Genomic DNA, 18,851 nt, shown 5'->3' on the forward strand with positions numbered 1-18,851 from the left:
TCATGAAACTCCCCACTCTACGTTAGCGTCCATTTCATATCATCATCGTTTCCCAAGCGCCCTCCCCTTTGGATTCCACACCAAAGTCTTCAGAGTATGCTGGTTCCCGTAGAGCAAGGACGTGACCATGTAACAATGGATACAAGTCCCCACTTTTTTCTAATGTCTTGAGTTCGTGATCATAGATGTTCACCGTATACTGTTGGGCTTTTCGCAACAGATCCCCCAATTCACTCGGCTCCAACTCACCATTCAGGTCAATAATCAGTTCCCTGCCTTCTTCTCCGTAAGGAACAAGGACAGCAGTGGCATTCGTCGATATTGCTTCAAAATATTTCTCTGCTGTAGCGATAGCATAATGATTAACAACCTCTGGTTTTGTAGCATGTTTCTTTTGATATGCATCCACGTAATAGCGATTCCGATCCATCAGATCAAACAAGTTCTGTTCGAGCTTAGGAATGGGGTAATTCATTTTTTCTTGAATATCGTGAAAGTAATATTTAAAATAACGAGCGATTGCTTCAGAAGATAATAAATCATTCCCCAGTGACTCCGGATCTTCCCTGAAATCATGGAGCACTCGCTCCGTTTTCTCGGCACCAATTTTAATCTCAGGTAAGTGGGTCAATACTTCATCCGACGATCGGATAATGTATACATTACGAATCTCATCTTTGCCGTGCCGATTACATCGACCAGCCGCCTGGGCAATCGAATCCAGACCAGACAAAGATCGAACCACACATTCGAAGCTGATATTCACGCCTGCCTCAATAAGCTGTGTGCTCACACAAATGATTCGTTCTCCCTTTGCCAGTCGTTGAATGACGCCATTCTCTCCAGAAAGGACCTCTTTGCGATGTGCAGCACACATATTGGTACTTAGATGAACAACTTGAACCCCGCTGTCTTGCAGCCATTCCTCGTCATTCAACTGTTCAAATAGTTTACGGACTGCCGTTTTCGTGTTCAAAATAACCAGTACGCTGTTTACTTCTCTCATTTGTTCCTGTACAAAAGAAGATACTTCTTCTGCGTCCCAGCCTGAGGCTGTATCCTGTGTAAGATCATGTAATTCGACTCGTTTAAAACTGCGTCCAACATCCCCTAAATTCTGTATAATCTCAGGCTGCTCCGATAAATGAAGTTTGTGCTTCACGAAATCAAGTGCGGGTTGAGTAGCTGTACAGAGCAGTAGACTGGAGCGTCCAATTACATGCAAGAAGTTCAGTGCAGCGTTGAAGAGCGAGATACACCGAACAGGAACGGATTGCACTTCATCAAATACGATGACTGCATTGGAAAGCTGATGCAATCTTCGTACGTTTCGAGTTCCTTTGGCATAGAAAGTATTCAGGAACTGGACCATCGTCGTAAAAATAATGGGCCGATCCCAGTGATCACGGGCAAGCTTAAGATTCTGTTTGCGCGCATCATAGGTTTCCCCTTCGGCTCCCTCTTTCCGTTCATCATCCATGTCATCTACAACGTTAGAGTGATGCTCCAAAATCATGTCATCGTTCTGCAAAATGCTGCGAATCTCTGCCGCGTTCTGTTCAATAATGGTCGTATACGGAACGATATATATAATCCGTTGCTTGTTATGTTCAATGGCATGTTTTAAGGCGTAACGCATACTGGCAAGTGTTTTCCCCCCTCCCGTTGGTATAGAAAGGGTGTATACGCCGGAAGGGCGAAGGGCGAACTCTTCACATTGGCTGGACATTTCCCGTCGTAATCGATTAATGGGTGTGTTTGCTTTACTTCCTTGCTCAAGGCTGGTTAAATGTCGAGATAACAGCTCATGGCTTGTTTGAAAGAAAGACTTGTAATCTAATTTTTCTGTGAATGGTTCATTTTCTTCAAATTGTCTTGTATTGGTTCGATCTGCATCGATCAGGCAACTAAAGATATATTTAATGAGCAGTGAACCCGCAATGCGTGGAAGTTTATGCTTATTGATAATTTGTATGTATTGTTGAAGCTCTGAGGTGGCTAATTCGAATAACTTGTCCAAACGTTCAGGAGGATTCAGCTTGAAAAACTCTTCTTTTGCTTGCTCATAGTGTTCTAATTCCTTGGAAACAACACGCTCCAGGTATGGTGAAATTTTATCAGGCGAGATATAGTCTCTTAGACCCTGATGATGCGAGATAATACAGTTGGCAATCCACTCTGCGGTATACTTGTCCTGAGCCGTTGCACCACTGACATGGTAACGATGATGCAGTAGCTTGCCACCGGCAGTTGAGTGATCTACAGAACCTTTACGGGGAGGGGCATCGGGATGAGCTACTGCTTCCTGAATGTAATTTCGAAAAGCATCCGTATTCTTCCCCATATCATGTAATAGGCCAGCAATCCCCGCCAAATATCTGACACCAATTTTCTCTCCAGCCTGCTCCGCTTTTTGTTGAACCTCCAACAAATGGTCTTGAACGGTCTGAATTTCTCCATCTTTCTGACGGATATGAGCAATATAGGTCATACAAGTTCACTTCTTCCTTTCAGAAAAGAGATCCCAATCCGGTTCCTTCTCTACACTCATTAATTAGGAAAAATACTTAATTATTAACATTTCGACTTCAGGCGACAAACTCCTTTTTATTTTTCAAGAAAATTCTTGATTTCTATTTCCATTAAGCTGTGTTAAAATTGTTATATCATAGACTCAAATTTAGTTACAGAGTATAATATTGATTAGATAAAGTTAATTGACTCGCACATTGGTTCGACCCAATTAACTTTCCGATAAGGGAAACTTCATGTTAACTAGTACATTGGTCGGACATAACACGAATTTCCCCTTTTTTGTATTGTGCATAATGAAATATATATGTGGCCGCACATTGGTTCGACCACTTTAAGGGAGCGTACATTGGTATGCTCCCTTAATTTTATTCACCTATATTCCCATGCTGTTGGGGACAAAGGAGCTAACTATTTTTGATATAGGTCTATTAATTCTCTATTATTTGCTTTCCGAGTTGCATATCCGTATTTAAATCGGAAAAAGACCGTTTTCATCTAACTGAATGGGTTCTGAAGGAAAGAGCTATTATATATACGATCACTGGTCTTCTCCTGTCGGAGAGCTTGAACTATAAAAGCTCTCTCTTCGTCGCGCCCTTTGAGAATAACAATTCCTGTTTCATTCCTTTGAACGAGTTCTTTTTCTATTAATTGTATTAAATTAATCATTCCAAGCTGGTGCATGTTGTATAGCCTGTATCACCTGTATTTTGATTATACGTATTATTAGATGCAAGCACTTTACCCCTATGTTTATCAATAAACTCTGTCATTTCTTCAGCAAGCTTAAACCGATCAATACTCGGAATTTTAGAATCAGATCATGTTTTCCTCCTTGATTTCTTAATAGGATAGTAAAACATATATTCTTTTGTGTTCCTCTAATTTATGTACTTCACAATTCTATTCTAATGATAACCTGCGCGCCCTCTTAAAGGATGCGCCTTTTACAACAAAACTTCACAATGACAATTTGGCATTTTCAATCTACGCACTCCAGGAATCATTCTTAGCCATCACTTGTTCCTCTCACGGTGAGTGATACGGTTTTATGTTTCTGCCCAAGGGTACTTCCATATACATAGTTTGTCTAAAATTCTCGTAGCTTTTCTTTTTAGCCCCATAAAAAGATGACTTGGCGCTTCATACGGAGTGCGACGAAGCTGACGCACTGGAGCAAAAGGCTTATTGGAAATTTCAATCCACGCACTCCATACGAAGTGCGACGGTTCCATGCAAGACATGAACGCGGGTGTGCTTGAATTTCAATCCACGCACTCCATACGAAGTGCGACAGCGGAAGTACACGTATCAAGTTATGTTTAGAATACCTTAATACGTATTTCCGATACTTTTTTCACAAATTAGCACTATAACCCACAACAGCATATAAGCTCAATATCCTTGTTGCCAAAAGGTCATAAAACTGTAGCTTTCGACAAATTATGAGGTGCGAATCTCCCAGGGAAAACATGTGTGCTTAGGGTTCGCACCTGCTTCAGTTGACGTCATGGAATTTCCCAATTCATTACTATCACTGGATCAAGGATGAACGATACCCTCCGTCCAAAGGATTCCTAGCCCATATCCTCGTCAATCCCATCAAACTCCTCTTTAAATGGATAAGACTGCTTCACATTACATGGACCTGTAGACCAAATCGATCTGTCCACAACCAAAAGTGGCGTTCCTTCCGATATGCAAAATACGGGCAGCGTTCAGCCAAGGGATAAATGGAGACAGCTCCCCCTTAAATGTTAGTGAACCCAGCATGCCGCTCCAATCTATCGATTCTTTTTTCCGATTGGAGTATCGATGCATCTCATTCAGATATAATCCGGAAGACGTCGGGCTAATCTCATTTGCCCATTCACATACCTTCATCGCTACATCCGTGTTTATACTTCCTCCATAACGCTCCGTCAACAACTGAATTCTTTTCGTAATGCTCCGAATGATCGTAGGAAAATCAATTGTCTGTACCAGCGCCCCACCTCGACGTATCCGAACAGGGGTCACCATATGCACGGAGCACCATGAAGCCTGTTCTTGCAGCGCATGAACAGCAATATTTTCGGTTGTAGCTGCGTTCATCTTCAATTGTCCCTGTTTCCAAATGGGTCCGTACTGATCTGCATGAAAGATGTCTGTGAGTTCGAATGCCTTACGTTCGGCTCCAATTCCAAATGTCTGTGCCTGAGTCAACGACGTCGCGATATCTTTGGCGTAACGAACCGCATCTCCGATCAAGATGAGCTTGAAGCATAACGCATCACCTTTATCATAAACTGGCTTTGGCCGGGGTGGCTCAATGATATAAGGGTTGACGATATCCTGTGCAGCTCCGCCCCATCGGCGATTCTCGAATATATACCTATAGGATTCCGAATGCCGAGTTAGCGCCCAACCAGTCACACCATGAAGCGTAGAGCCGAGAAATGCGGGCAGACGTGTCGTTTCCTTACATTCAAGTCGAATGAGTAACGGGAGGTATTCCAGCGAAAAAATAGGTGCTTGTCTATTCATACGATGCTCCAATTCTGATGTAGATTAAAGATTAACAAACTAACGGCAAACCATTTGGGATTAACCCGAGGCACTACATATGGAGTGCGTCAAAAATTTTACTAGAGATACTATCAATCTACAGTTTTAATCCTCGCGCTCCATACAGGGTGCGATATCGTAACCCAATGCCCGGCATTAACCAGGACGAATTTCAATCCACTCACTCCATACGAGGTGCGAAGTATCTATTCCATGAAACAATGTTTTTACTCTTCTACTTCAATCCACACACTCCATATGGAGTACGACCTTTAAGCGCATGCTGAACTGCATCCAACAATTATTTCAATCCACGCACTCCATACGGAGTGCGACTTGGTATTGATGGAAATAGAGCTAATCAAATAGAGATTTCAATCCACGCACTCCATACGGAGTGCGACCGGGTCCACGATTAGCAGATATGTGTCACAGTCTATTTCAATCCACGCACTCCATACGGAGTGCGACACTCCGATCCGACCGCTTTTGGCCCGGACATCGATATTTCAATCCACGCACTCCATACGGAGTGCGACACAATGGAAGAGTAGAAGACGTTGGATACATCAGTATTTCAATCCACGCACTCCATACGGAGTGCGACACAATCCGCACCAAAAACACCACGAATAACACTCATTTCAATCCACGCACTCCATACGGAGTGCGACTATCTTTATAGACGACACTTCATCACCTACGGTTATTTCAATCCACGCACTCCATACGGAGTGCGACAAGTGTCGTTTGATTCAATGTGACTGAGTTACCAATTTCAATCCACGCACTCCATACGGAGTGCGACCCTTACCTGTCTTGTTCATTAGCTCATGTATGGTAGATTTCAATCCACGCACTCCATACGGAGTGCGACTTTTCTATTCCAACTTGGTGCCGCAGAACGGACAATTTCAATCCACGCACTCCATACGGAGTGCGACAGCGGAAATACACGTATCAAGTTATGCTTAGAATACCTTAATACGTAATTCCGATACTTTTTCCACATATTAGCTCCACTATATCCCACAACAGCATATAAACTCAATATCCCTGTTGCCAAAAGGTCATAAAACTGAAGTTTTCGACAAATTTCGAGGTGCGAATCTCCCAGAGAAATCATGTGAGCTTTGGGTTCGCACCTGCTTCAGATAACTTCGTAACATTTCGCAAAGGGCAAATTGAGGTTCGTTCTTGCTCCCTGCAGCAGGATGAGATACTCATCACATAATGGGCATCCACATCCATCTTTTCTACCCTTTTCCTTACCTCGGTGATAACCACCTCTCTACTTGGATATTTGTTGAATAATTAGTCGTTTTCTTCTTATGTCCCCCTCGTATACGTCGTAGATTGATATGTAAACAACGTTGTTTGGATGGTTTACAACTTGTACATATAGTTGTCCCTTACAACTGTAAGACTTCAGGGTGAATTTACCATGGGCTGCTTAAGCTGTATTAGATGGTAAAACGATGAAAACGAATACAACACTACTAAATATAGATAGTAAATAACTTCTCATTTCTATTCTCCGAGGTTAACCCCGTATCCGCTGGGTAATGGTAACTCCATACAGAGAGCGACATTATTACTGGTTTCAGCTTCCTCGATCCACGCCAATTCAATCCACTCACTCCATGTGGAGTGCGACAGGCACAAAATTGCGGCATTACCGTGTTTGTTCCATTTCAATCCACGTACTCTATACGGTTGCGACGATCCAGTACCAGGATTACCGGATTCAGATCCTATTTCAATCGTAGAGTGTGACCATAAAGTGTTATTCCGCTATCTTACTATAGATAATATCTTCATCCTAATATTTACTTTCTAGAAGACGTCATCAAAATGATACAAAATAGGGAAACAACATCTTAGAGATGGAATTCTCCCAGGAATTTTATGTGAGCTTCTCTTTCGCACTCTTATTGGAAACGATCAAGCCTTAAATTCATATCAACACGTTCTGGAGTCCATAACAGGACATCCGTAAGAAAGGTCAACGCATCCATTTCAGACAATTGATCCACAATGGATTCAATCAATACCCTGGCATCTCCTTGAGTTTGCTCGGCGAGAATTATCCCTCCAGCATCTCCATTGATGTATATATTCCCTACGCGATCGACCTTGTACACATGGCGCAACCATAACGCACCTTCGTCAAGAAAGATGAAATAACTTTCATTCATAACGTATCCTTGAAATAAGCTAAAATTCTCATCATCATCAATAGAGCCAAGTATCAACGAAGCAAGTTTTAATTTTTTTGATGGTCTCATTGCTTCCCTACCTTATAAGAACTACAATCTGAAATAAGCCCCGATTCATAATTCATAAACACGTTGTTATACGAATAAAAAGCATCAATATGTAGGATCACTGCATTATCCTCCTATTTGTACTCAGTTCCTGTAATCGAGGTACATTGCGAATAATTTAGCTTTTCACAATCAATTACACTCTTTAATTAGACTATTTGTAGTTGCTAAAGACAGCCCCTTTTGCTAGGATTGGCATAATAATCGGATTTTTTTCAAAATGTCAACATGTTGACTAGCATTCATTACACTCATCATAGTATCTTCTTGACTATATGTCAACATGTTGTGCATTATATTTTTTCACTGGAGGCATTACCATGAACGAATTACTTATCCGTTGTCGACTTGGCGACATCATGAAAGAACGTGGATTACAAAATAAAGACGTTGTAGAACTGACTGGTGTAAGTCGAAATACTATTACTTCTCTGAAAGGCAACGCAACTAAGCGTATTGATTACGAAACTCTTGGTGCATTATGTAAAGGACTTAATGTTACACCCGGTGACCTCTTGGAATACATTCAGTAAAAAGAACCTTTATTTATAAGACACTTTTATGCTGCAATTCTCTGAAAAACTCTTTTACATAAGGGTATTAAGATTCCCTGCCGCACATCTGTTTAGATTATTGATTCTACCTGACAACTAGTTAAGATATACGAATAGACAGTTTGCGATAAAGGTGTTTATTAGAATGAAATAACTTGTTAGAAAGTGAAGTTCTTCAAACACAACCCTCAGCAGATGAACATCCCCATCAAAAATCCGCTTTAAAAAAGTATACCAGTATACAGATACTACGACGAGTGTCTTTTTTATTTTCCCCCGACCGCCCAGATTACAAATACAATGCCCCCGAATCTTGTGCGACCGCCAGGGCTATACGGTTATGCTGTTTACTGGAATTGAATTCTTAATGAATGAAAAAAGCACCCAGAAGGGTGCTTACGAATTATAACGATTCAGCAAACGTTAAAAGTTTTGAAGGTAAAATCCCATTAGTGAGATACGTATTTGATGTTACATATCCAAAAACTTCTCCTTTATAAACGAGCACTGGCGGAGTAGAAGTGTACTCGTTAAACGCGCTCTCTGATGAATATGAACTCCCGTAATTTCCGTAACTGTTCCATATGCTTAATCTGTTGTACTGGCTTCCGTAGGTTCCGTATTCATTGAAGATAGAGTCTCTGTCATAAGTGTTGGTTGATAAGGTTCCTAAGAAAGTTTTGAGGTCGTTTGAGTATACGTGTATATCAGATGCTAACACTCCGGAAACCTGAGTAATCTGTGGCTTTTGCGGTTTTACTGGTGCTGTGTTTTGTCCGTTTACGATAATATCATAAGGGATGTATACATCTACAAAACCCTCTGAAAATGGAGCAACCTCATACGGATTGAATCTTAATGTGAATCCTTTGTCATTATAGAAAAACGTCCCCTTTTGGATGTCTATAATCGTATCTGTGTACAAAATTGATCCAGGGTTAGCTTGACTTCTTTTTTCAAGAATTGATTGGAGATACACATTCGCTCTTACTATTTTTGTTCTGCTGTCTAAGAAGTCTTTCATGTATATTCTATTACCATTGCTGGAATTGAAGTTGAAAGATTCTACCCATTGCATGTCATGTATACCTCCGGTATAGACGTAAGAATAATAAACAACAGACAAGGCACCTTGCTTGTTGTAAGCGGTTTGGACACTCGTCTTGTAATAGTAATCTTTGTTTTGCTTGATATCACTACTATTAGCTACAGAAGCAGCATTAACAGCATGAGCTTTTAATGCTTTGTTCATTTTAGATGCAGCATTCTTGTTTGGGTGGTTTACAACTTGTACATATGGTTGTCCCTTATAACTGTAAGATTTCAAGGTGACTTTACCATTGGCTGCTGAAGCTGTGCTGGACGGAAAAACGATGAATAACGAAAACAACACTACTAGTATAGATAATAAATACTTTCTCATTTCTATTCTCCTCGGTTAACTCCACATCGGCTGCGGTAATGGTAACTTCATACAGAGTGCGACCCATCGTTTACAAAACCCTTAGTGATGATGTTGATATTTCAATGCACGTACTCATACGGAGTAAGACCATCTGCCATTACCTCACCACACTTTCTCTAAATATCTCAACCCACACACTCTATACAGAGTGCGACTAATAATCAAGGGATTCCTTGTCCCGCCCCTTAAATTGCATATTGTGGAGCTGCTGTTTGGGTAGGCGATTTCAATCCACGCACTCATAGGGAGTGTTACCAGATCCAGCTCTTTCTGTAGCTTACCGCTGCAGTCATTTCATCCATGGCAGGTAGCGGGATAGCTTAGACATCCAAATAGAAGCATCCCCCAGTCGAAAGTTGGCCGGGGTGACCTACTACATTCATCGAACAGAACGTATGTACTTAATCTACTAATCTTCAGTCATCTTCAGGACAATAGTATGTTTGCAATTGGGACATTTCTTTGTTGCAGTAAATGTTTTTTTTGATTTAAATCGAGAAGGGATAACAGCTGGACTAATAAATTTGGTAGTGAAATCAGAGCAAGTAACAAAGTGATTGTACTCATTGCGGCGGTATCAATTAATGCTTTTGGATCTTGAAGCATTCCAGCCATAAAAAAACCTAGGACTATGACAAACATTACAACAAAGCCTATGTACAGTAATCCCCAACTAATCTTTGTCCATTTCCACACTGTTTTTATTTTCATTTCTTCACCTCAATATCTATTACGTCTAATGAGATTAGAAGATTCAAGATTTGATGCTGAGACGGGGCATATCTTACGTGGACTGTCTTATCACCGGCAGCTGAAAAAAAGGAGCTTATGAAATGGCCATCTCACAGAAGGTAATTCAACTGATCGATCAGAAGCTTGCACCGTTGATCCGGACCGGCTGCCGCATCCATCAGATCATTATAGTATTTGCTGCAGCTAAGGAATTAGTGAAATAAGGATCGGTCCAGACGGGTTACGACATTCTGCGAGTAGAACCTAGTAATTTTGTTCCGCGTGGCAAGTCATATCTTATCGAAGATCAATATCGGGGATTCACACGGGTAAGGTAGTTCAAACAATGGAGCAATGCTCTACGCGCTTTGGAGGAATATACTGAGACTTTTCGGTAGTACCGACAGATCGGTTTCAATCGGCGAGAGGCAGCAGTCATGCAGGCATATGTTTATAGAGAGCATCACTCTACTAGTGCAACCAATCAGTAAGCAAACGGAGAATATCGTTATACATAATGTGGATAGAGAAAGTTCAATTTTATAGCAGGAAGAAGACAATTGCTCTTGCAGACATGGAATAATTAGGGGAAAGGAGTAACTGTAGAGGGTTAATCAGACGAGAGTGCAAACAAATCGTTCGCTTTCTTTTTATCGTCCCTATGAAGCTTTATAGATAGTGACACAGTAAAACATAGACATCGTTAGGTTAGAAATAATTCGGGAAGCAGTTGATCGAACGATTCCATGTACTTCAGGCACCAAACTTTTGGCGAGTGTAAGTAGTTGTAAATAACGTTTTTTATTGCTGCTGAATATTATTTGGTCGTACTCCTTACAGATTTCGACCAAAACGCATTCTGGTATTGGAAACTTGCTAAACAGTTCCAATCCACGCACTCCATAAAGTGCAACTTAGATTACTTGTACCATCATTCTTTACCTGTAATGTTACTGCTTCTGCTGGTTCCACTTACCTGAGGTCCCCGCATATAACCCCAAACATTTAAAATTGATCTGGCTTGTAATACTCGCACCCAAGCTTCTTAAAATCACCGTCCCATGTTACGACTGGCATGTTAATTGTTTTTGACTTTGCGCTAAGATAACAGTCCACAATGTCAACGTTACCCTTTTCCACAAACAGCCTTAACGCATCTTTCATGTAAACTTCCTCAAAGATAATGTTATCAATTTGCGATAGATTAAGCAGGGCATTTCCTACATCAACATTAGGATGCTTGTAATGTGATTTCAGTACCCAACATGTTTCGATAATTACTGGTGATGAAACCATCATCTGAATATCTCCGCTATCTAGCATTTCAGAAACTTTTTCAATCTGCTCCTTATCGTCTTGAGTGAACAATCTTACTAATATGTTTGTATCAGCCAAAAAATCCATTGCTATTCCCCTTTTTTGTAACTGACTCCCACCATGTCTATCACTGACTTCCTAGCTTCCTGAAGATCATGTTCTTGACCCGTCTTTAAGATCCCTACAAGATCAGTTAACTTTTTCTGTTTCCTAACTTCTAATTTTGCTTCCCCATTTTGGATAATCACAATGATTTTGTCGCCTGTAGCTATACCCAGTTGTTTCCTTACCTCAACTGGAATTGTAACCTGTCCTTTTGAAGTTACCTTACCTGATTCATACACACTCATACACTACTACCTCCTACTTTATTACCTATGTTATAATGTATTACTTTAATATTCAAGTATTACTTTTCATATCAGGTAATATACATTCCAAGTAAAGTTATTTGAAATTGCATTTCTAATGCTTAGTGATTTCAGCGTCAGCATGTAAGCCCAGAGCTGTTTTACATGTTCATGTGTCCTATAACTTTCTCACTCACAAGTAGGTATTCACCGTTCCAATGTACTTCTTCAATGTGAGTTATTTCCTATTATACTGGTCATTATGGACAATATTTCAATCCACACACTCCATACGGAGTGCGACGGTGCTCAGAAGACTCGTGAGTACTACAGCGAGATTTCAATCCACGCACCCCATACAGAATGCGACTATTCGTAGACGCGACAATTTAGCACCATCACGATTTCAACCCACGTAATCCATACGGAGTGCGACCCGTTTAGCGTCTTGAGTGGCGGCGTCATGTACTGATTTCAATCCACGCACTCCATACAGAGTGCGACGAGTGCAACCGTTGAATCTGTGGCTTCTTTTACTATATTTCAATCCACGCACTCCATACAGAGTGCGACATCTTCGTACTGTTTATCGTGATGATTGTCGTGCTATTTCAATCCACGCACTCCATACAGAGTGCGACTGGAATTCATGAGCGATTACGCTGCACCGTTTTCCATTTCAATCCACGCACTCCAATACAGAGTGCGACGTAACTGATCCCAAAAGGGCAAGTATTGCTTTACTATTTCAATCCACGCACTCCATACAGAGTGCGACACATGCCTACTATGCTTGATCAGATCATGTTCAGGGATTTTTCAATCCACGCACTCCATACAGAGTGCGACCCATAGCTTCAGCATTCATTGCCCGTCACTTCGGAATTTCAATCCACGCACTCCATACAGAGTGCGACCTGAATACTATTCATTCTTGCTCCCCTTTTTATATTTCAATCCACGCACTCCATACAGAGTGCGACTACCTTCATTCAATGCAAAGTACTTTCCTTTTTGTATTTCAATCCACGCACTCCATACAGAGTGCGACTCTGGTACGGTCTCCGGCTTGCGGTCTTTACGAGAATTTCAATCCACGCACTCCATACAGAGTGCGACGTTATTATCGTATCCGGGTTCATGCTGATCAGAGTATTTCAATCCACGCACTCCATACAGAGTGCGACCTGTAAGCAATATCACAGTGCAACAACACCCAAGAATTTCAATCCACGCACTCCATACAGAGTGCGACTCACATTCGAATATCTACCACCGGGACGCGAACCGATTTCAATCCACGCACTCCATACAGAGTGCGACGGTATCGGTATCCTTATCGGTATCTATCTTGTACTATTTCAATCCACGCACTCCATACAGAGTGCGACTACTACTGTGACACCGATTCATTATTTACCAATATTTCAATCCACGCACTCCATACAGAGTGCGACGAGGCTACGCTGCAGCTTTACGCAATCCTCCGGGAATTTCAATCCACGCACTCCATACAGAGTGCGACCTATTAACAGCGCCGGCTTAACGGATCGCCAGACGATTTCAATCCACGCACTCCATACAGAGTGCGACAGCGAAAAGTGACGTAAAAACTAGTTTTCAAGGATAGCTATTAACGTATTTTCGATATTTCTACTACTTTAAAACTCTTATGACATAAAATCATTGCCAAAAGGTCACAAAAAAGACCTTTTCGACATATTTCGTGGTGCGAATCCCCCAGGGAAACCATGTGAGCTTGGCATTCGCACCTGCTAGAGTATTAATAGATCATCGATATCATAAGAATCTTTGGCTCCAACCCGTTGGACTTTACTTTTGTACTTATCACCTAAGTTATAGAATCGAAGACTATCTGAATCCTTATCAATCAATTCTTCCAGTTCAAATCTTAATCGTCTAAACTGGGTAACGTCCATATACATTCAAATACGGAATTCTGTACACGTTGTCCGTGATCTACACACTTCTTTGCCACTTTAGATAGCCGTCTTCTGCCCTCACTATCTATCGTGTTTACATCGTACTTAATCAAAATAAGCAATCATTGCACCTACTTCCACATACTCATCGATGTCCCCCGCGTATATATCTGGCAAATAATAATGGCTGAATAGGAGCAGCTAATTACGGAAGTTGTTTTTAGCCACTTAAAATCCCGGGAAGCCCCAATAGATAAAGGAAGGCCTACCCCATTACCATTTATTTCCTTATTCCTTATTCCACATATATCGATTGACTATCATTTTGTATTCTTTAAAGGACATAAATGCAGCAGTATTTTTATCAAAAGTGTTCATTAATCTATTCGCTGTTTACGGAACCATCTAATGACTTCAAGTTATGTCTGCAAGCGATTAAATAATTTGTTTATCCTTGGTTTATAAAATAAGCCACTTAGAGTGAGGTTATGTTCATTGTGGAATTTCTTTGGTATTGCATGTCCTTCCATTTTAACATATCACTAGTAGAGGTGGCATACGAGTACTCAAGTATCCATACATAAAAGCCCACATATAAAATAAAAAAGCGCCGAAGGCGCATAATAAATGAGTGAAGTCACGAGTTTTATAGTCATTTAGAGAGATTACGTAGAGAAAGTTACTTCCTCGCCTTTGAAAGACTTACTACTAAGCTAATGATAATTGCGCTGAATAAATTTAACATATGATCGATTTCATCCCACGATTTATGTCGTATTAACATATTGAATCCAATAAATACTAAGCTGCAGAGTATGAAGAATCCTAAGAAGTTTTGAAGGAAAATTTTTAAATTCATTTTAATCCGCCACATACCCGTTCAAAAATTTTGTTGCGGTTGTACGATTTAATTCATTCGTACGGGATGAATCACTATAAAAAATAGTATCCCATTTAGATCCGACAATGACAGTTGTAGCGACCAAGGATTTTTTTTCTGCATACCGCCGTTTATAATATACAAGTGGATATTGATCTTGAACAATGGTAAGAGCCATAGTACCTATAACTGATGTCGCCACTGCAGCAGAAGGATTTGCAGCGGTTGCTAACCCAATAAGTAATGCTGTCACGGCAGTGACAGTATATCTTTCTATTTTGCTGCTACCATTCGTCCAGGAACCATAGTACCAGGCAGATACTGCACCTCCCATATAGCTATCAAAAGGGGTTATCAAATCGCCTCTATCAGGACGCACAGGAATATTTGGGATAGTTGAGAGATCGGTTGTATCGACACCAAAATTTTGTGTTTCTGTTTCAATTACTCCATTCTCATTAGTAGTAACTTGGAAAAGAGAATTTTGGGTATCGATAATAGCAGTTTGAATTGCATGCTCAACAAATTCCCCTTCAGCGTTCTTCACATATATTGTACTATTAACCTCAGTAAAATCCTTATTAGCTCTTTCTTCAACTTTATACGTATCTCCATTACTTTCGTACGTATATACAAGATATGCGTCTCCCGGCTTTCCTTCTAAGAAAATAAAGTCTTGTTTTTCTTGTGAAAGTTGACTTACGCTAGCTTCTAATGCATTTGGAGCTGCAAGCATCACCGTAGGAACAACAACTTCAAGGCACAGTGCGATGGATAATGCAGCTGTAATTAATTTTTTCACAGATAGAATCTCCCTTCGACTTTCAAGTGTTTAGTTGAGAAACACTCCCTAAATGACTATATTTTCTATTTTATAACATTAAATATGCATAATTGTATTCATTGCGTAAACTTAATGTTAATTATAGATTTTAATTCCAATCGATAATTACGATAAAAAACGGCCAGATAATTGCCTACCATTTTTCGTGTAATTTGAAAGCTTAGGACTCTATTCCAACTCTTCCGCTGCCTCATACTCGATTTTTTGTCCTTGTTCATCCAAAATCATTCTCAGTGATTTGCCAGTATGGATATGTTCCCAATGGATCGGTGATGGATCCTGGTCCCTAAACAAGCGATTAGCTGGTGTAGCTTAATGAATTAGCGCAAATAACGATTAGATATTCGCCTATTCTTAATAGGAGTATGTTGTTATCCAATACGGTTCAATGGTTATTGACGAGATTGTTTTATCCATTTCAAATGGGATTACTGTTTCAGTGGGATTACTTCCGAGCGTTGGATCTGCTCTCTTGTCCATAATCCAGGCTTTACCCTGTTGGTCGCTCAATAGAGACTCACTACCCACACTTAGATATTTATCTAATCGGAAATGCGTACATGTTATTTTCTATTTCGGAAACGGGTACAAGTTTTTGTTCTCAACCGCAAGTTACAGTACAATATTACGCTGCTTTAATACCTATCCGCTGGTATTAAACCTCTCACCGTTTCATTTGTTCTATAACCAAGTGAACAATTTATTATGCAATTTATGTGTTTTTAGTGTATTCCTTAAATGTGTTTAGATATATATTTAATTGGAAATTAGACTATGTTCTTGTCCATTCCGGTAATCGGTACAAGTTCTTTTACCTCGACATCTTTTTTCTTCCACTTTTTTGTTTGAACCTTCCACACAGCATGAATTAGAGCAATTGAACAACACCTGTATGCTTAGAAGAATTAACCTCGTAAGGCATACTATATGCGCTTAACTAGGTTCCTATATATGAGGAGTATTGAGAGAAAGACAATGAATCACCACCATTAGTAACGGGCTTAGCAATCATCATTCAGAGAGCATCTAAACTAATCTAAAATATTTTTTTTACTTTGATCAAATTGCTTTAACATTTTTCTCTTCTTGCTCGGTTCTCTCTAAAGATTTGCTCTTGATCATTATGAGGCACCTTCTGAGGTTTCTTCAGAAACGGTAAAATTTTATTTGTTTTTATTATGTACTCGCCTCCACATATCGAGTTTCAAGTAACATCATTTCTTTTCTATCCTGCTTTTAAACCTAAAAAATTGAAATAAAAAACTCGGTATAATCACCGAGTTTCTTTAGAGTTACCTTTTTTAAAATGTGTACTCACTAACGTGAAATCATCAATCATTTTGTTCGTTCTTCTTATATGTTGAAATATTTTGACCATATTTTCTCTTTTTTTTCGGTTTGAGGTAAGTATCTCACGCTGTGAATGTAATTCAACCTTCTGTGGTTTTATGGATTCTGTCATGGAGTGTTACCTCCTTTTTTAGAAGTTCTTTTCGAAGAATTAAACAGAAAACCATGAAATATATACTTCTCTTACTTCGATAATATCACTTCGAAGCATCAGTAACAACGCTCTATCATTTGATTTATCAATGTGAAAGTTCCATATCTACTGAACCTCATTCAACATTTTCATGTTCTATTCTTTTACTATAACAATGTTTAAATCACCTAATTTACTTCTTAAGCTTGTATTATATAATCTCTATAATAAAAAGAATAAAGGCCTCCAAAAGGAGGCCTTTCAAGCACAATTACCATAAGGTAACGGCGTTTTTGTATAAACATCAGATAATCGCCACAACCAACACCGTTGGCGGGGAATATAGCAACACCTCTTGCAAGAAAAGTTATATCAAGGTATTCTGTTCCTGTCAAGGGAGTGTTAAATAAAATTAGTTATTCTTCGGTTAACCCTGCCGCCGCTTGACTCATTGTTACTAAGATTCTTTTCTTCGACTGGAGTATCGATGCATCTCATTCAGATATAAATCCGAAAGAAGTAGGCTAATCTCATTTGCCAATTTACAGACCCTCATCGCTACATATGTGTTTATATTTCCTCCGTAACACTTCGTCAACAACTGAATTCTTTTCGTAATACCCCGAATGATTGCGGTAAAAACACAATCATCTGTATCAGCGCCCAACCTCGACGTATCTGAACAGGAGTCACCAATGCACGGCGCACCATGAAGCTTGTTCTTGCAGCGGACGGACGGAAAGAATTATTTTCAGGTATAGCTCTGTTCATCTCAAAGTACCCCTGTTTCCAAATGGGTCCATACTGATCTGCATGAAAAATGTCTGTTAGTTCGAACGCCTTACGTTAGGCTCCGATACCACCTGTCTGTGCCTGGGTCAACGAAGCCGCAATATTCTTGGCGTAACGAACCGCATCTCCGATCAAGATGAGCTTGAAGCATAATGCATCACCTTTATCATAAAATGCCTTGGCCGAGGTGGTTCAATGATATAAGGGTTGACGATATCCTGTGCAGCCCACCCCATGAAGCGTAGAGCAGGGAAATGCGGGCAAACGTGTCGTTTCCTTACGTTTAAGTCGAATAAGTAACGGGAGGTATTCTAGCGAAAAAAAAGGTGTTTGTCTATTTATACGATACCGATATAGATCAAAGATCACAAAACTAACGGCAAGCCATTCGGAATTAACCCGAGTCGCTACATATGGAGTGCATCAAAAATTTTACTAGAGATAATATCAATGTACAGTTTTAATCCTTGCACTCCATACAGAGTGCGATATCGTAACTCAATACTCGGCATTAACCAGGACGAATTTCGATCCACGCACCTCATACGGAGTGCGACGCATACCATCAGATAAGAAACACAAACTTTGATATTTTCAATCCACACACCCCATACGGAGTGCGACGTCAACGGTGGAAAGAGCTACATGCTGAAGGAGGAATTTCAATCCACGCACTTCATACAGAGTGCGACACGCTACTATCGGAAAGAACTGCATAAAGCCAAGAATTTCAATTCATGCTCCATATAGATTGCAACTTTGTAAGGCAGCTCCATTGGCTATACTGGACTTAATTTCAATCCACGCACTCATACAGAGTGCGACAAGGTGCCCATTACATATGCGAACATTTAAGACTAGTTTCAATTCACGTATTCCATACGGAGTGCGACGGCGAACCTCTCCGCATTAGTTAACTGTTGCGATATTTCAATCCACGCACTCCATACGGAGTGCGACCGGTTTTCCTTACCCTTCTCTCCACTGATCAGTTATTTCAATCCACGCACTCCATACGGAGTGCGACACCCTTGAGCAGATCGAGGATGCGTATCTGGAGAAATTTCAATCCACGCACTCCA

At 40.3% G+C, this 18,851-nt stretch carries 11 protein-coding genes, 1 pseudogene and 4 CRISPR repeat arrays (1 of these 16 cut by a window edge); of the genes and pseudogenes, 2 read left to right on the top strand and 10 right to left on the bottom strand.

The features are described 5' to 3' along the window. Positions 1–34 precede the first annotated feature (34 nt). The 3 genes from cas3 to F0220_RS30890 form a co-directional block, all read right to left on the bottom strand. The gene (gene cas3 / locus F0220_RS30880) at positions 35–2,491 is read right to left on the bottom strand and encodes a CRISPR-associated helicase Cas3' (RefSeq protein WP_149847024.1); all 2,457 of its coding nucleotides are present in this window, start codon (positions 2,489–2,491) and stop codon (positions 35–37) included. A 1,682-nt stretch (positions 2,492–4,173) separates the two neighbouring features. Further along, positions 4,174–5,061 carry a CRISPR system precrRNA processing endoribonuclease RAMP protein Cas6 gene (cas6, locus tag F0220_RS30885; protein WP_149847025.1) on the bottom strand — a complete coding sequence of 296 codons (888 nt, stop codon included), beginning with the start codon at positions 5,059–5,061 and terminating at the stop codon, positions 4,174–4,176. Positions 5,062–5,251: 190 nt separating this feature from the next. Then, positions 5,252–6,026: a CRISPR direct-repeat array (repeat unit 33 nt; unit sequence ATTTCAATCCACGCACTCCATACGGAGTGCGAC). 987 nt (positions 6,027–7,013) lie between these two features. Continuing rightward, entirely contained in the window at positions 7,014–7,370 is a 357-nt protein-coding gene (locus tag F0220_RS30890; RefSeq protein ID WP_149847026.1) for a hypothetical protein, read from the bottom strand. Between the two features lie 359 nt (positions 7,371–7,729). Here F0220_RS30890 and F0220_RS30895 point away from each other — a divergent pair, with 359 nt between their 5' ends. Further along, a complete protein-coding gene (locus F0220_RS30895; protein ID WP_149847027.1) occupies positions 7,730–7,942 on the top strand; it encodes a helix-turn-helix domain-containing protein in 213 nt (70 codons plus the stop codon). Between the two features lie 424 nt (positions 7,943–8,366). Here F0220_RS30895 and F0220_RS30900 read toward each other — a convergent pair whose 3' ends face one another. Both F0220_RS30900 and F0220_RS30905 read right to left on the bottom strand, forming a co-directional pair. After that, positions 8,367–9,386 carry a DUF3298 and DUF4163 domain-containing protein gene (locus tag F0220_RS30900; protein WP_149847028.1) on the bottom strand — a complete coding sequence of 340 codons (1,020 nt, stop codon included), beginning with the start codon at positions 9,384–9,386 and terminating at the stop codon, positions 8,367–8,369. A 468-nt stretch (positions 9,387–9,854) separates the two neighbouring features. Next, positions 9,855–10,139, bottom strand: a complete 285-nt coding sequence (locus F0220_RS30905) for a hypothetical protein (RefSeq protein ID WP_149847029.1) — start codon at positions 10,137–10,139, stop codon at positions 9,855–9,857. A gap of 122 nt (positions 10,140–10,261) precedes the next feature. Here F0220_RS30905 and F0220_RS33290 point away from each other — a divergent pair, with 122 nt between their 5' ends. Then, the gene (locus F0220_RS33290; RefSeq protein WP_262928164.1) at positions 10,262–10,384 is read left to right on the top strand and encodes a hypothetical protein; all 123 of its coding nucleotides are present in this window, start codon (positions 10,262–10,264) and stop codon (positions 10,382–10,384) included. Between the two features lie 781 nt (positions 10,385–11,165). Here F0220_RS33290 and F0220_RS30910 read toward each other — a convergent pair. The 5 genes and pseudogenes from F0220_RS30910 to F0220_RS30930 all read right to left on the bottom strand — a co-directional run bounded on the left by F0220_RS30910 (position 11,166) and on the right by F0220_RS30930 (position 16,956). After that, entirely contained in the window at positions 11,166–11,564 is a 399-nt protein-coding gene (locus F0220_RS30910; RefSeq protein WP_149847030.1) for a type II toxin-antitoxin system VapC family toxin, read from the bottom strand. A 2-nt stretch (positions 11,565–11,566) separates the two neighbouring features. Beyond that, positions 11,567–11,827, bottom strand: coding sequence for an AbrB/MazE/SpoVT family DNA-binding domain-containing protein (locus tag F0220_RS30915; protein WP_091036854.1), 261 nt, complete (start codon positions 11,825–11,827; stop codon positions 11,567–11,569). 271 nt (positions 11,828–12,098) lie between these two features. Then, a CRISPR array of direct repeats spans positions 12,099–12,469; the repeat unit is 33 nt; unit sequence ATTTCAATCCACGCACTCCATACAGAGTGCGAC. A gap of 103 nt (positions 12,470–12,572) precedes the next feature. Further along, a CRISPR array of direct repeats spans positions 12,573–13,420; the repeat unit is 33 nt; unit sequence ATTTCAATCCACGCACTCCATACAGAGTGCGAC. Positions 13,421–13,602: 182 nt separating this feature from the next. Next, positions 13,603–13,892: pseudogene (gene cas2, locus F0220_RS30920) on the bottom strand (CRISPR-associated endonuclease Cas2). A 738-nt stretch (positions 13,893–14,630) separates the two neighbouring features. Beyond that, positions 14,631–15,452 carry a hypothetical protein gene (locus F0220_RS30925; RefSeq protein WP_101314306.1) on the bottom strand — a complete coding sequence of 274 codons (822 nt, stop codon included), beginning with the start codon at positions 15,450–15,452 and terminating at the stop codon, positions 14,631–14,633. 1,315 nt (positions 15,453–16,767) lie between these two features. Next, entirely contained in the window at positions 16,768–16,956 is a 189-nt protein-coding gene (locus F0220_RS30930; RefSeq protein WP_149847031.1) for a hypothetical protein, read from the bottom strand. 1,673 nt (positions 16,957–18,629) lie between these two features. Beyond that, a CRISPR array of direct repeats spans positions 18,630–18,851; the repeat unit is 33 nt; unit sequence ATTTCAATCCACGCACTCCATACGGAGTGCGAC (it continues 357 nt past the right edge of the window).

Source organism: Paenibacillus sp. 37 (genome assembly GCF_008386395.1).
Lineage (GTDB): Bacteria > Bacillota > Bacilli > Paenibacillales > Paenibacillaceae > Paenibacillus > Paenibacillus amylolyticus_B.

Coding starts and splice junctions, on each gene's coding strand:
- F0220_RS30910 (WP_149847030.1), bottom strand. CDS start 11,564: ATGGATTTTTTGGCTGATACAAACATATTAGTAAGATTGTTCACTCAA.
- F0220_RS30900 (WP_149847028.1), bottom strand. CDS start 9,386: ATGAGAAAGTATTTATTATCTATACTAGTAGTGTTGTTTTCGTTATTC.
- cas6 (WP_149847025.1), bottom strand. CDS start 5,061: ATGAATAGACAAGCACCTATTTTTTCGCTGGAATACCTCCCGTTACTC.
- F0220_RS30905 (WP_149847029.1), bottom strand. CDS start 10,139: ATGAAAATAAAAACAGTGTGGAAATGGACAAAGATTAGTTGGGGATTA.
- cas3 (WP_149847024.1), bottom strand. CDS start 2,491: ATGACCTATATTGCTCATATCCGTCAGAAAGATGGAGAAATTCAGACC.
- F0220_RS30895 (WP_149847027.1), top strand. CDS start 7,730: ATGAACGAATTACTTATCCGTTGTCGACTTGGCGACATCATGAAAGAA.
- F0220_RS30915 (WP_091036854.1), bottom strand. CDS start 11,827: ATGAGTGTGTATGAATCAGGTAAGGTAACTTCAAAAGGACAGGTTACA.
- F0220_RS33290 (WP_262928164.1), top strand. CDS start 10,262: ATGGCCATCTCACAGAAGGTAATTCAACTGATCGATCAGAAGCTTGCA.
- F0220_RS30930 (WP_149847031.1), bottom strand. CDS start 16,956: ATGACAGAATCCATAAAACCACAGAAGGTTGAATTACATTCACAGCGT.
- F0220_RS30890 (WP_149847026.1), bottom strand. CDS start 7,370: ATGAGACCATCAAAAAAATTAAAACTTGCTTCGTTGATACTTGGCTCT.